The organism is Pararhizobium sp. O133, assembly GCF_051669845.1.
In the GTDB taxonomy this organism is placed as follows: Bacteria; Pseudomonadota; Alphaproteobacteria; order Rhizobiales; family Rhizobiaceae; genus Pararhizobium.
The window spans coordinates 111524-125474 of the sequence record NZ_CP196430.1; the positions used below are offsets into that span (position 1 = coordinate 111524).

A 13951-nucleotide genomic window follows, 5' to 3' on the forward strand; every position below is an offset into this window, starting at 1 on the left:
AAATGGATCTGCGCGGCGGTTCATCTCCAACCAGGGTTCGGTCTGAATGGTTCGATATTTTCTATCCTGAGAGTGTTTGACGAACAGGATGCTTAAAACGAGCGCAATCATGATGAGGAGCACAAACAGAGGGAGCTTTTGCATCACGGTTGCCACTCCTTTCAAATGTGTTGCGCTTAGCGGGCGGCGGTGGCATCGGGGCTTGCAGTTACGACGGATCCCGTGGCACCGTGCCGTCGATCCATGTCCCCCGTTTACCGGAAACAATATCGATGGCTTCTTCGAGGTTGCCGATTGCCGCTATTTTGCCTGTGAGGGTCGCAAACTCGATTGCTGCGGCAACCTTTGGCCCCATCGATCCGGTCGGAAATGCACTTGCCTGGAGCGAAGCAGGGTCGACATGCCCGAGGGCGCAAGCGGCAGGTGTGCCGAAGTCGCGATAGACCGCATCGACGTCAGTCAGCAAAAGCAGCATGTCCGCTTTCAGGTCTCTTGCAAGCATGGCACTCGCCAGGTCCTTGTCGATGACGGCTTCCACGCCGATCAGCGTGCCGTCCTCGCGTTCCACGACTGGAATGCCGCCACCACCTGCGCAGATAACAATGATGCCCTGTTCAACAAGACCGGCAATAACTGGGACCTCCAGGATCGCCATTGGTCGGGGTGAGGCAACCAACCGGCGCCACTTATCGCCGTCGGCAGCGATCTTCCATCCGCGCTCGCCGGCCAATGACCGTGCCTTGGCCACATCGTAGCCCGGTCCAATGAACTTGGTCGGATGGTCGAAAGCCGGATCCGATGGATCGACCTTGATCTGGGTCAGAAGCGTCGCGAACCGGCGGTTGTCGATGACGTTGGCCAACTCCTGCTCGAGCACATAGCCGATCATGCCTGCGCTCTCGGCATCCAAGACGTCGAGGGGAAACGGCGATCCCGGAGCCGTTGCAGACTGGAGTGCGAGAAGCCCGACCTGGGGGCCGTTGCCGTGCGTAATGACGAGATCATGGCCGGCCGCGATCAAAGCCGCCAAGGCGGATGCCGCCCGCCCGATATTGGCGCGCTGGTTTTCCGCCGTCATCTTCTCTCCGCGCTTGAGAAGCGCATTTCCTCCCAGTGCCGCGACGATCAGCATCCTAACCTCCCATTGTCGCGACAAGCAGCGCCTTGATCGTGTGCATCCGGTTTTCCGCCTGATCGAAGACGATGGAGGATTTGGACTCAAACACCTCATCCGTTACTTCAATGCAATCCAAGCCGAACTGTTGGAAAATTCGGGCGCCCACATCCGTATTCCTGTCGTGGAACGCGGGGAGGCAGTTCATGAATTTGGCATAGGGATTTTCTGTTGCCACCATGACCTCTGTCGTCACACAGTAAGGCGACAGCAGGCGGATGCGGTCGGCCCAGGAGGCCTCGTCCTCGCCCATCGAAAGCCAGACGTCGGTGTAGACAAAATCGGCTCGAAGGACGCCGGGACGAATATGCTCGCCAACGGAGAATACGCCGCCGCCGTTCTTTCGAGCCTCGACCGCGAGGTTTTCGATGACGTCGGGGGCAGGCCAGAGCTCTCTTGGCGAAACCACGCGAAAATCCATGCCCACCTTCGCGGCGCCTGTTGCCAGCGACAGCGCGACGTTATCCCGGCCATCACCGACGAAGGCCATGACCATGTCCGACAGGTGCTTGTGGGTGAACTCGCGCATTGTCATGAAGTCGGCAAGAACCTGAGTTGGATGCGCTTCATTTGTCAGGCCATTATAGACGGGGACGCCTGCAAATTTCGCAAGGTCTTCCACTGAGCTTTGGGCAAATCCGCGATATTCGATCGCATCGTAGATGCGGCCCAAGACGCGCGCTGTATCCTTCATCGTTTCCTTGTGGCCGATGTGGCTCCCGGAAGGACCGATATAAGTGACGTGGGCGCCTTGGTCAAAGGCGGCGACTTCAAAGCCAGATCGCGTGCGGGTGGAACCCTTTTCGAAGATCAAGGCGATATTTTTGCGCGATAGGCGCGGCTGTTCAGTTCCAGCCATTTTTGCTTCTTTCAAATCGGCCGCCAGCCGGAGCAGAAACCGGATTTCATCCGGGCTGAGATCATCAAGCGTCAGCACGCTGCGTCCATGGAGATTGATCGACATTTTCGGGCCTCCGGTATGAGTTAAATGGGATCGCGGATGAGCGGGCATGTCATGCAGTGACCGCCCCCTCGGCCACGGCTGAGTTCCGCCCCCTCGATGGTGATGACCTCGACACCGGCGCGTCGAAGGAGCGTGACAGCGGGGTCGTCACCCTGACTGGCCACGTGCCCAGCTATTTTCAGAAAATTGAGGTCGAAAACGTCGTCAGCAGAGTAAGGGGCGTACGCGGCATCGCTCAGGAAATCGAGGTGCGCCCATTTGGGACCAACACGACGGCGGATGACGAAATCGCCAAGCGGGCCTTGAATTCAATCAACTGGAATACAACCGTTCCGAACGACGCGGTACAGACCAAGTCACGAAGGGCTGGGTCACGTTGTCTGGCAAGGTCGAGTGGCAATACCAAAAAATCGCGGCATTTGATGCCGTCAAACGCCTAACCGGCGTCATTGGCGTTAGCAACAATATCGAAGTCAAGCCGCACGTTTCCAGTTTCGATGTGAAGAAACGCATCGAAGATGCACTGAAACGCACAGCCGAAGTTGAGGCCAACGGAATCACGGTTCTGGTCGCCGATGGCAAGGTGACTCTGGAAGGTCATGTGAATGCTTGGCCGGAACGCAGTGCAGTCGAGCGTGCCGCGTGGTCAGCACCGGGCGTGAAGGCGGTCGTCGACCACATCAGAGTTTCCTGAGTTCCGAAGCATCAAGGCATCGGCGCGGCCGTGGTCGCGCCGTCGGCATTCTTGCTGCTTGCACAAATCCTCCAGGATTAATCGGTCTGGAGATCGCGGCGATGATGTGTTTCTGAGCGCCCATGATCTTTATTCTTTCGAAGGAACTTTTGCCGGTTCCAGCCGGGAGGAGGGAGTTGATTCATGAAAGCGATGGTTATTGGGGCGATCGGCACGCCGTTGGTGATGGTCGAAAGGCAAGACCCGCTTCCCTTGGCAGGCGAGATCCGGCTCAAGGTCGAAGCCTGCGCTGTGTGCAGAACGGATCTGCATGTGGTCGACGGAGAGTTGCCCCAACCGAAGCTGCCGCTGATCCCCGGTCACGAGATCGTTGGGATCGTGGATGCGGTGGGAGAGGGTGTGGACCCAGCGCGGCTCGGTCGCCGGGGCGGCGTGCCATGGCTGGGTCACACTTGCGGGATTTGCTCTTACTGCCTGTCGAAGGCGGAAAATCTTTGCGATCGGCCACAGTTCACCGGCTATAGCCGGGACGGAGGCTTTGCCACGCATGTTGTGGAGGATGCCGGTTTCGCATTTGACCTTGATCTGCACGCGGATCCCGTCGCACTCGCACCCTTGCTGTGTGCCGGCCTCATTGGCTGGAGATGCCTGAAGAAGGCGGGCGGTGGCAAGAAGATCGGCTTCTATGGGTTCGGAGCCGCCGCACATATCATCGCGCAGGTCTGCATCTGGCAACGCAGGGACGTCTACGCGTTCACGACGCCAGGCGATCAAATCGCGCAGGATTTCGCTCGCAGCATGGGAGCACGGTGGGCCGGAGGTTACCATGTGACGCCGCCGGTCGAACTGGATGCGGCCATCATCTTTGCGCCCGTGGGAACACTCGTGCCCGCCGCTCTCAAGAGCGTGCGAAAGGGCGGGAGGGTCGTCTGTGGCGGCATCCGCATGAGCGACATCCCCTCCATGCCCTATGCGGTCTTGTGGGGCGAGCGCGAACTGTTGACGGTCGCCAATCTCACACGACAGGATGCCGAAGAGTTCTTCCCCATCGCAATTTCAGCCGGGGTCCGGCCCCACACGACACCCTATCCGCTCGAGAAGGCAAACGAGGCTCTTGCGGACCTGCGCCACGGCCGTCTCAGCGGTGCCGCCGTATTGGTGCCCTGACCTTGCCAAGATGGCCCCCATGTTGCTGCTCCCGCGCGAAAAACCACCGTTTCGTTGCTTCCGAGACGATGAGATACGTCATCGTGATCCCCACGAGCCCAACCATGACTGACAATGGAAGAGGCACGAAGCCGAACCAATCGGCAAAAGGGAGATAGGGAATTGCGACAGCTAGCAGCGCGATTGCCAGCGTCATGCTCGAAAGCAAGGGGCTCGGGCGGCTCTTCCAGAACGGAAAATGTGTGCGCACGATGAGCACGATGGCAAGTTGTGTGATCAGAGATTCGATAAACCAGGCAGTCCTGAAGATATCGTGCGTTGCGTGTATGACCAAAAGTAGAAAGCCGAAGGTCAGAAAATCGAAGGCAGAGCTGACGAGCCCAAAGCTAAACATGAACCTCCGCACCGATCCGATGTCCCAGCGGTGGGGCGCTTCGATCTGTCCCGGATCGACATTGTCGCTGGCTATAGCCAGCGATGGGATCGACGACAGAAGATTATTGAGCAAGATCTGCTTGGCCAGCAATGGCAGGAAGGGCAGGAACAGTGATGCAATGGCCATGCTGATCATGTTGCCGAAATTGGCACTGGTCGTGATCGACACATATTTCATCGTATTGGCGAAAGTCCGGCGACCATCGTCGATACCGCGCAGAAGGACACCCAGGTCCTGCTTTAGAAGAATCATATCTGCGGCCTCGCGGGCAACATCGACTGCGCCATCGACGGAAATGCCAATGTCTGCTTCGTGGAGAGCAGGCGCGTCGTTTATTCCGTCACCCAAATAACCGACAACGTGGCCATGCGACCGCAGCGCCGCGATGATCCGCTCTTTCTGGTTCGGATCGATTTCAACGAAAAGGTTCGTCTTGGACGCCCTGCCGAAAAGGGCACTCTTCGTCATCCGATTGAGCTCGTCGCCCGTCAGGACTTGTTCACAATCCAGGCCGATCGTTTCGGCCAGGTGCCGGGCGACATAACGGTTATCGCCGGTAATGACTTTTATCCCGATACCACGGCTGGTGAGATGGGCAAGTGCGGCCTCGATACCGGCTTTCGGCGGATCAAGAAAAAGCAGGAAACCGGCGAAGGACATTTGTGTCTCATCATCACGACTATAGGTCGGCTGCCGACCAATTCGGCGGATCGCCAGGCCAAGGACGCGGAAACCTTGTGCACTCCAAACCTTGAACGCCTCGTCAAGGCTTTGCTTGCGCGCATCATCCAGGATCTCGGGCCGATCGGTGACCATGACCGACGTACATACGCTCATTACATTGCTCACAGCTCCCTTGCAGATCATTAGATCGGTCGGGTCACCGGGCGATTCGCGAACGACGACTGTCAGCCGCTTGCGAATGAAATCATACGGAGTTTCGTCGATCTTCGAATACGTGGAGATATCCCGGTCGCCTGGGTTGTCGGGCGCCGCAGCGATCGCTTCATCGAGAGGGTTATTAAGACCTGACTGGAGGGTCGCATTCAATTTCGCCCATCGATAGACTTCGTCGCAAGGTCTCGCGTCAGTACCAAAACAACCGTCGAGATGAATGACACCTTCCGTGAGTGTTCCGGTCTTGTCGGTGCAAAGAATATCCATGCAGCCGAGATTCTCGATGGCTTCCAGCCGTCTGACAATGACGCCGTTCTCCGCCATCCTCCGCGCGCCTTTTGAAAGGGTGATGCTGATGATTGCCGGTAGAAGCTCCGGCGTCAGCCCGACTGCAAGCGCCAGCGAAAAAAGCAGGGAGTCGATCAGTGGCCGATGCAGGAGAAGGTTGGAGACGAAGACAACGATAACGATCGTCAGCATGATCTCGGTCATCAGTGTGCCGAAGCGACGAATGCCCCTGGCAAAGTCCGTTTCGGGTATTTGGCCATCCAGGGCTTTGGCGATCTTCGCGAACTCGGTCTGGTTTCCTGTGCTGACCACCAACACGGTTGCCGTGCCGCTGCGCACGGATGTGCCCATGAACACCATGTTGGTGCGTTGGGAGACTGTCGCACTAATTGCCGACAAGCCCGCAGATTTGACCACTGGGAATGTTTCCCCGGTCAACGCCGCCTCACTGACGTTAAAATCGCGGCCCTCGAGGATGATACTGTCTGCGGGAATGAGATTGCCAGCCGACAATCTGAGTATGTCACCGGGCACAATCTCCTGCGCAGGCACACTTTTTTCCACATCGTTTCGCAAAACAACCGCCATTGTGGAAATCTGCCTGCGCAGGCTCTCCATTGCCCTTGAGGCGGAGTACTCCTGTGTAAAACTCAGGACGCAACTTGCTAGCACGATCAGGCCGATGATGACCGCCTCATTGCCGTTCCCGACCAAGGCCGAGACACCCGCAGCGAAGATTAGGATAAGGACAAGCGGATTTCGAAACTGCCGGGCAAATGTTGCCAACGCCGTGGGGTGCCTTTGCTGTTCGATGCTGTTGGCACCGAACTGGAGCAAACGCTGGGCGGCGTCATCATTCGACAGTCCCCGGACGGTAGTATGCATGTCCGACAGGAGTGAAGACGCGGGTCGCGACCAGTAATTGGCGTCAGGCGCGTTCTCTGTTGGCCGTCTCGACGTCCAGAATGTCTTTGACAGCATCGTCACATCTCCCATTAACTTACAGCAGCGTGATGCAAAATAACGAGCGAGAATACCGCGTAATGTCTTGTCAAACGCCACCCGGTGTTTGTCACATAAAAATTCACACCTGGTTTTGATCCGCATCAAAACCCCACGGTTGTTGCTGGTCCCGTTAGGTGGAGGACGTTGCGTAATGGATGCCCGCCAAAGCCCTCTGTTTTGCGCCGGCAGCGAGTGAACTTTTCTCGGCTTCACTCCCCGGAACCTGCTTCTCGTCTCGACCGCAATGCACGCAACGCATTCAAGATCACGGCAACATCTATAACTTCCTGGAGGAGAGCTCCATGCAGTGGAGGAAGATACCCGAAGGCGGCAGCGATCATGCCGGCGAGAGAAAGACCAAGGCCAGCTAATACGCTTTGTCTGGCTATATGAATTGTCCTCTGGGCAATACCTAAGGCCTCGGCGACCGGTTCGAGGCGGTCGACGAGCAAAACGACGCCAGCTGACTGCGAGGCGGCGGCAGCGCCTCGAGCCCCCAAGGCCACCCCTACGTCGGCCATCGCCAGAGCAGGAGAATCGTTGACGCCGTCGCCGACCATAAGGACGGGTCCCCATTGGCGCGCAGACGCGACGACAGCGACCTTGGAAGCTGGTGTTTGCTCGCCAAGAATTTCGTCGAGACCGAGGTCTTTACCGATCCTGATTGCAACATCCAGCCTGTCGCCAGATGCGAGGACGATCCGCTGGATTCCATGATGACGGAGTTTTTGAAGAACCTTTCTTGCCTCTGGACGAACCCGATCCGATAGCACAATCGATCCGGCAATTCGCCCGTCGACAGCGACGGAGATCGTTGCTTCTCCCGCGCGGCGCTGGCTTTTTGCGGTCGGCTTTATGGCTTCTTTGACCCGACCAGCGACGAAGGCGTCACCACCGACGATGACGCGATGGTGACCGACGGAGCCTTCTATGCCATCACCTGGCGCCTCATCGACATTGGTCGGCAACTCAAGAGTTAGGCCACGGTTATGAGCGGCCTCTATCAAAGTTGAGGCGAACACATGCCCGGAGGCTTGATCGAGCGAAGCGGCAAGGCGCAGAAGCTCATCCGCCTCCAGCCAGCCCTCTGTCTCGATGACGCGCACCGCCGCCTTGCCATGGGTCAGCGTACCGGTCTTATCAAGAATGGCGACCCGAACTCGCCCGAGCGCTTCAAGTGTGCCGCCATCCTTGACAAGGCAACCCTGCGCTGCACAACGAGAGATCCCGGACATGATCGCCACTGGCACTGCAAGGATCAAAGGGCAAGGTGTTGCGATCACCAGGACGGCAAGAGCCCGTCGCGGGTCGCCGGACAACCACCATGCGGCAAAGGCGAGCGAGAGGGTGACGATCAGGAAAAGGATCGCGTATCGGTCGGCCAGACGCACCATGGGCGCCTTGGTCTGCTGGGCAGCCTCCACCAGACGGACGACGGCGGCATAAGTGCTTTCGGCTGCCGGACGAAGGGTGGTAAGATCAAAGATGTCTCCAACCGACGTGGTGCCGCTCAACACTTCCTGGTCGACCAAATGGCGTTTTGGTACGGCCTCACCCGTCAGGGCCGACTCGTCGAGCGTCGCTTCGCCGGAGAGGATCACACCATCGACGGGTAGAACCTCGCCGCGGCGGATCATCAACCGGTCGCCTGCCAAGACGTCCTTTATCGGAACTTCTTCGAGAGTAGCGCCGGCATAACGCATAGTCGTGTGAGCGACCTTGCCCATCAAAGCGGTCATCTCGCGCGCCGCGCGGCTGGAGGCGAAACTCTCAAGCAGTTGCCCGCCAGCATACATCAACGCCACGACATTGGCGGCAAGATGCTCGCCAAAGGCGAGGGCGACGGCCATCGATAATGCTGCGACGATATCGAGTCCGGCGTCGCCTTTGAGAAGCGACCGAACAATCTGGACAATAAGCGCCAACAGCACTGGAACGGTTCCGGCCATGAATGCCAGCCCGGCCAGCTCCGACCGTTGAGCAATCAGAAAGAGGATCCCGAGCAGCAGACTGATAGAGGCCGTCAGCACCAATAGGATGCCACGCGAGCGCAGGATCTTTATCAGGAATTCGCCGCCGCGCTTGGAAATCATCGGTAGTCCTTGCGAGTTGGAGGGTGCAACGCATGCGTTCTGCCCGGTGTTGGCTTGGAATGTCCAATTCAGCTTAAATTCAAAGGTTCGGCATTGATCTGTCGCAATGCAATAGGCTGGCCTTTCCGCTTTCGTAGGCATTCGAGACGAATGACATCGGCAAGCCTATCGCTTGAAAGGCGGCGTCAAGCTCGGCCTCGAGGTTCACTGAGGAAATGGGTATGTCAGCAATCTATACTATTTCACAGATCCAGCCGTTTGATGTGGACAGAGCCTATCCGCTTATCGAACCTGTCGCCTCGGTACTCGATCTTGCGGCATGGCGACGATACTGTGCTCGGCTGGCGACCAACACCGACGTTGCGGATCAAGGGGAACAGGCGTGGATCGCGCTTAATCCGATGGGTGTGATTCAGGGACTTGCGTTGTGCGAGCTTGGCGATGATTTCGCGCATAAACGAATGCTTGATGTGCCCATCTTCGTCGTTGCGAGCGCTGCAGACGAGGCCGGGGTCTCAAAGGCCCTTATCGACAAGCTACGGGGCATCGCCGCAAAAGCCGAATGCACAAGCATTCGCTTCTGGACATTGACGTCCGACAATTGGACGCGGCGGCTACAGCGTTTAGACTATAGCCGTTGGGATCATGGCGTTCGACTGATCCTGAAATAGTCGTGTGCTATCGGGATACAGGCTTGCCGGTGAAGACGTAGCCCACGCCCCTGACCGATTTGATCAGATCGGGCCTGGACGGGTCAGGTTCTATCTTTCTTCTCAAACGACCGATCTGTGCGTCGATACTTCGGTCAAAGGCATCGAGATTGCGACCGCGGGTGAGTTCCATCAGGGTCACGCGTGAAAAAACGCGTTTTGGGTGGCGGCAGAGAACGACGAGCATATCGAATTCGCCCGTCGTCAAATAGATCTCGCTTCCGCCCGCAGTCATCGCAAGGCGCCGGCCGAGGTCGAGGGTGAAGGTTTGGAAGGCAAGGACGTCGACATCGGCATGTCCGTTCGGAGTGCTGATCGCCGCGCGCCGCCGAAGCACCGTGCGCAGGCGCGCCAGTACCTCCCTCAAGTGAAAAGGTTTGGCAATATAATCGTCCGCCCCGATCTCCAGTCCGACAATTCTGTCGATAACGTCGTCGCGCCCCGTCAGCATGAGGATTGGAATGTCGGACGTTGTACGGATTTCTCTTGCGATCACGAGTCCGTCGTCGCCGCCGGGCAGGACGAGATCAAGAAGAATCGCGTCGAAGGTGGTGCATGCCATACAGGCCCGCATCGAGGGGGCGTCCGCCACCGCCATCACGCCGAATCCCTCATCCTGGAAATAGCGTGTCAGCATATCGCGGATGCGCGGGTCATCGTCGATGACAAGTAGGTTCTGCATTGCATGAGGCCCAATCGCGACAGTGTCGCAGGTAGTTTGGCATCTGTTACAAATTGTTGCAATTTCGCGCTAACTATTACAGGCCTAGCGTTCGCTCGTCACCTGTACCGGCTCAACTCCCCTGGTCAAACAGGAGAGAGGAAATGGTTATGGTCCCGGCAGAAACTGCTCGTCAATACCGTTCTGAAAGCGTCATTCCACTGGCGTCACGCCTGCAGCCGAGCCTGGCGTGCGTCTTCGACCGGCAGCCGATCGAAATATTCGAGCCGGGACAACCGATCTTCTGGCAGAGCGATCCCGCAAAGCATGTGTTCGAAATCGTCGAAGGTCTCGTCAGAGTCTTCAAGATACTCTCCGACGGTCGCCGCGTCATTACCGGGTTTCTCTACGCTGGCGATCTGATTGGAATTTCGCTCATGGATCGGTATCTCTACGGGTCCGAAGCGGTGACGAGGACGAAGGTCCGGCGTTTTTCCAAGCAGAGCTTCCAGCAAAGGATGGACCAGTCGCCCGAACTCCGGCCCAGCTTTTTTGCGCGACTGAGCGACGAGATGGCTGCGGCACAGGAACAGATGGTCCTGTTGGCGACAAAAACGGCAGAGGAACGCGTCTGTACATTCCTCGTCCTGACAGCTCGACGTGACCGAGGAGCTTTCGTTGTGTCTCAGCTCGACCTGCCGATGACACGCCAGGACATCGCAGATTATCTTGGCCTAACAATCGAAACGGTTTCGCGGACGTTTTCCAGCCTCGCTTCGCGTGGTGTCATCACGGCAGAGGGGCGTCATCAATACAGAATTAAGATCGAAAAGTTGATCACGCTCGCCGGTGAAGTTGACACTTCTCATGGCGAGGCCGATGTGCATGATGAGGTGAACGCGCTCCGGTTCGCCAGCGCTTAATTCGAAGAACCGCGATGCCTCAATTCCAAGCGTTACAAACGGTCACTCAACACGGATTGGACGAGATCGAACGGATCCTCGGTGGGGCGAGCGTCATTGTTCATCGCTTTGACGGGGTGATCGAGCGCTGGACCGCGGGATGCGAGGCACTTTACGGGTGGTCCCGTGCCGAGGCGATCGGCGCAATCGTGCACGACCTTCTTGCCACAGAGTTTCCAGAACCGATCGACGACATCCGTAACAAGCTCCGCGAGACGGGCATCTGGTCTGGGGAGCTCAAGCACCGGCACAAGGATGGTCACAATCTCTATATCGCTGCGCGTTTTGTCTGTGTGGTCATGGAGCACACAGGCGCCTTGTTGGTCCTTCAGACGAATAATGACATCACCATTCTGAAACAGGCGGAGAGGGACCTCGCACAGCGTGAGGCACATTTGGCCTCCATCCTGGCTACGGTTCCAGAATCCATGGTGGTGATCGACAAAGCGGGTTCAATCACTGCCTTTAGCGCGGCTGCGGAACGACTATTCGGTTATCAAGCTGCGGAACTGAAGGGTTTGAATGTTAAGCAACTGATGCCCGAGCCGTATCGCGGTGCACATGATGGCTACCTTTCTCACTACATGGAAACCGGCGAACGTCGCATTATCGGATATGGACGGGTGGTCACGGGCCTGCGCAAGGACGGCACTTTGTTTCCAATGGAGCTTTCCGTGGGCGAGGCGATCTCCAATGGCGAACGTGTATTCACAGGCTTCATTCGCGACCTCACAAGCCGCCATCGGATGGAAGAGGAACTGCGCCAAGCACAGAAGATGGAAGCGGTCGGTCAACTGACCGGCGGCCTCGCACACGACTTCAACAATCTGCTGACTGTCATCGGCGGCAATCTTGAAATGCTCGAGGCGAAACTTTCAGACCCAAAACTCCTTCACCTTGCCCGTGAGGCACAACTTGCTGCGGACGACGGCGCGAAGATCACCGGCCAGCTTCTTGCCTTCGGCCGCCGGCAGGCGCTCAATCCAAAGTTCGAAGACGTAGGACGTCTGATCGACGGTTTTGCCGATCTTCTCAGGCGCACGCTCGGGGAAAGAGTGGAGTTGCGTAGCATCGTGACCGGCGCAGCCAATCTCGCCCTGGTGGATGCGTCACAGCTACAAAACGCAATCCTCAATCTCGCCCTGAATGGTCGTGACGCGATGCCGGACGGCGGACGCCTTACGATCGAGGTGAGCCGCGTAACCCTCGATGTCGATTATGCGGCGATGTATCCCCATGTCAGGACAGGTGAGTATGTGCTCATCGCTGTGAGCGATACCGGGACTGGCATGACGGATGAAATCAAACAGCGTGCATTTGAGCCCTTCTTCACGACCAAAGCCGTCGGTGCGGGAACCGGGCTCGGATTAAGCATGGTCTACGGTTTTGCCCGCCAGTCTGGTGGGCATGTCCAACTCTACAGCGAAACGGCCCAAGGAACGAGCGTTCGAATCTTCCTGCCAGTCCAACAAGGCGCAGTCGTCCCCGCCGGTCCACCTGGCACCGACAATGTCGCACTCCCAACGGGCGAGGAACTTGTCCTCGTCGTCGAGGATGATCCGCGGGTGCGACGCGTGGCTGTCTCGCGGTTGAAAGACCTGGGATATCAGGTGTTGGAGGCGGAGGACGGGACTGACGCGCTTGCGCTCTTCGAACAAACACCAGAAATTGCCCTCGTATTCACTGACATCATAATGCCGGGACCCCTGACCGGCGACCGGCTGGCGCAGGCGGTCAAGGAGCGGCGTCCCGACATCGCTGTGTTGCTGACGTCCGGGTATGCATCGCCCGAGATTACCAGCGGAAGCCTGCTGAAAAACGCGAGCTGGTTGAAAAAGCCCTACACGACGCGCGAACTGGCAGTACGCTTGCGCCAGCTTCTGGACTGACAACTCCTCCGCATTGGTGACCGTGATTAGCTGCGAAAGGCGTCTCGATGAGGGTCAGCGACATCGCCTCCGCCGTTCGTATTTGCGCCAGATCAATGTGACCAGTGGCTAACTTGACTATGCTCAAGACGATCCTCAAACAGGAAAGGCTCTGACCATGACGATCAAGACAGTTCTCGGTGTCCTCGATGTCACCAAATTCCACAAGGACGTGGAGAGTGCCATCACGTTCTGTGACACGCACCAAGCCCACCTGACTGCGCTCGTGGTATCGATGGGAGCCGGCCCCTACATCGGCACATATGACGTCATTTCCACAGTGTGGGTCGAAGAGCGACAGCGCGAGATCGAGGAACTCGACACGGCAGCGAGTGCCATCAAATCGTTGCTGGAAAAAAGCGAGATCTCCTGGGATGTCCAGGACATCTATACCGAATTCGCCTGGGCCGCGGATGATATCGCCGTGCGCGCGCTTTACGCCGATATCGTTTTGGTCGGACCTCAAGCCGCACGCGATGAGCAGTTCCGCAAGCAGGTCATTGACGGTGCTCTCTTCCATTCACCAACGCCGATCCTGCTCAATCCAACGGGTCGCGACATCAGTGCCGCGCCAAAGGCAGTCCTCCTCGCCTGGGATTCCAGCGACGAGGCAGCTCGCGCAGCCCAGCTGTCCCTTGATTTTCTGAAGAGCGCGGGCGAGGTCCACGTCGCGCTAGTCGATCCCCTCGCGACCAGTTCCGGCAATGGTGAAGAGCCGGGCGCAGACATCGCTCGCTACCTTGCGCGGCACGGCGTCAACGCTGCAGTCGATCGGATTTCGGGTGGCGGACGGCCTATCGATGAAACGTTGCGGCAACATGCGATTGATGTATCTGCCGACATGATCGTCATGGGCGCCTATAACCATCCGCGTTTGGCACAACGTTTGTTCGGCGGGGTGACGCATTCGATGTTGAAAGAGGCCAAGATTCCACTGTTTTTGGCTCATTAAGCCGTATTTCGGCGATGGAA

12 protein-coding genes and 1 pseudogene are annotated in these 13951 nt (G+C 57.7%); 7 read left to right on the plus strand and 6 right to left on the minus strand.

Annotated features, from left to right (window positions below; translation table 11 throughout):
• Nucleotides 1–208: 208 nt before the first annotated feature.
• The 3 genes and pseudogenes from arcC to ACST81_RS27660 all read right to left on the minus strand — a co-directional run.
• Nucleotides 209–1132, minus strand: coding sequence for a carbamate kinase (arcC, locus tag ACST81_RS27650; protein ID WP_438754787.1), 924 nt, complete (start codon nucleotides 1130–1132; stop codon nucleotides 209–211).
• Between the two features lies 1 nt (nucleotide 1133).
• Nucleotides 1134–2138 (minus strand): ornithine carbamoyltransferase, encoded by a 1005-nt coding sequence (argF, locus tag ACST81_RS27655; protein WP_438754789.1) that lies wholly within the window; start codon nucleotides 2136–2138, stop codon nucleotides 1134–1136.
• Between the two features lie 20 nt (nucleotides 2139–2158).
• Nucleotides 2159–2272, minus strand: a pseudogene (locus ACST81_RS27660) (arginine deiminase family protein); the annotation flags it as partial.
• 30 nt (nucleotides 2273–2302) lie between these two features.
• Between ACST81_RS27660 and ACST81_RS27665 the strand changes: the two are divergent.
• From ACST81_RS27665 to ACST81_RS27675, 3 genes are all read left to right on the plus strand, one after another.
• Nucleotides 2303–2578 (plus strand): hypothetical protein, encoded by a 276-nt coding sequence (locus ACST81_RS27665; RefSeq protein ID WP_438754791.1) that lies wholly within the window; start codon nucleotides 2303–2305, stop codon nucleotides 2576–2578.
• Nucleotides 2515–2832 (plus strand): BON domain-containing protein, encoded by a 318-nt coding sequence (locus tag ACST81_RS27670; RefSeq protein WP_438754792.1) that lies wholly within the window; start codon nucleotides 2515–2517, stop codon nucleotides 2830–2832. Before ACST81_RS27665 ends, ACST81_RS27670 begins: the two co-directional genes overlap by 64 nt.
• Before the next feature lie 183 nt (nucleotides 2833–3015).
• Nucleotides 3016–3999, plus strand: coding sequence for a zinc-dependent alcohol dehydrogenase family protein (locus ACST81_RS27675; RefSeq protein ID WP_438754794.1), 984 nt, complete (start codon nucleotides 3016–3018; stop codon nucleotides 3997–3999).
• Here ACST81_RS27675 and mgtA read toward each other — a convergent pair.
• On the minus strand, nucleotides 3971–6601 hold the full coding sequence (gene mgtA / locus ACST81_RS27680) for a magnesium-translocating P-type ATPase (RefSeq protein WP_438754970.1): 2631 nt from the start codon (nucleotides 6599–6601) through the stop codon (nucleotides 3971–3973). The two genes, ACST81_RS27675 and mgtA, sit on opposite strands and share 29 nt — an antisense overlap.
• A gap of 233 nt (nucleotides 6602–6834) precedes the next feature.
• Nucleotides 6835–8718, minus strand: coding sequence for a heavy metal translocating P-type ATPase (locus tag ACST81_RS27685; RefSeq protein ID WP_438754795.1), 1884 nt, complete (start codon nucleotides 8716–8718; stop codon nucleotides 6835–6837).
• 221 nt (nucleotides 8719–8939) lie between these two features.
• On the opposite strand from ACST81_RS27685, the gene ACST81_RS27690 reads away from it, so the two are divergent.
• The gene (locus ACST81_RS27690) at nucleotides 8940–9389 is read left to right on the plus strand and encodes a hypothetical protein (RefSeq protein ID WP_438754796.1); all 450 of its coding nucleotides are present in this window, start codon (nucleotides 8940–8942) and stop codon (nucleotides 9387–9389) included.
• A gap of 7 nt (nucleotides 9390–9396) precedes the next feature.
• Here the strand turns inward: ACST81_RS27690 and ACST81_RS27695 are convergent, their stop codons facing one another.
• On the minus strand, nucleotides 9397–10110 hold the full coding sequence (locus ACST81_RS27695) for a response regulator (RefSeq protein WP_438754798.1): 714 nt from the start codon (nucleotides 10108–10110) through the stop codon (nucleotides 9397–9399).
• 53 nt (nucleotides 10111–10163) lie between these two features.
• On the opposite strand from ACST81_RS27695, the gene ACST81_RS27700 reads away from it, so the two are divergent.
• The 3 genes from ACST81_RS27700 (at nucleotide 10164) to ACST81_RS27710 (ending at nucleotide 13931) form a co-directional block, all read left to right on the plus strand.
• Nucleotides 10164–11012 carry a Crp/Fnr family transcriptional regulator gene (locus tag ACST81_RS27700; RefSeq protein ID WP_438754800.1) on the plus strand — a complete coding sequence of 283 codons (849 nt, stop codon included), beginning with the start codon at nucleotides 10164–10166 and terminating at the stop codon, nucleotides 11010–11012.
• Nucleotides 11013–11026: 14 nt separating this feature from the next.
• Nucleotides 11027–12940, plus strand: coding sequence for a PAS domain S-box protein (locus ACST81_RS27705; RefSeq protein ID WP_438754802.1), 1914 nt, complete (start codon nucleotides 11027–11029; stop codon nucleotides 12938–12940).
• A 157-nt stretch (nucleotides 12941–13097) separates the two neighbouring features.
• On the plus strand, nucleotides 13098–13931 hold the full coding sequence (locus ACST81_RS27710; RefSeq protein WP_438754803.1) for a universal stress protein: 834 nt from the start codon (nucleotides 13098–13100) through the stop codon (nucleotides 13929–13931).
• The last annotated feature ends 20 nt before the right edge of the window (nucleotides 13932–13951 follow it).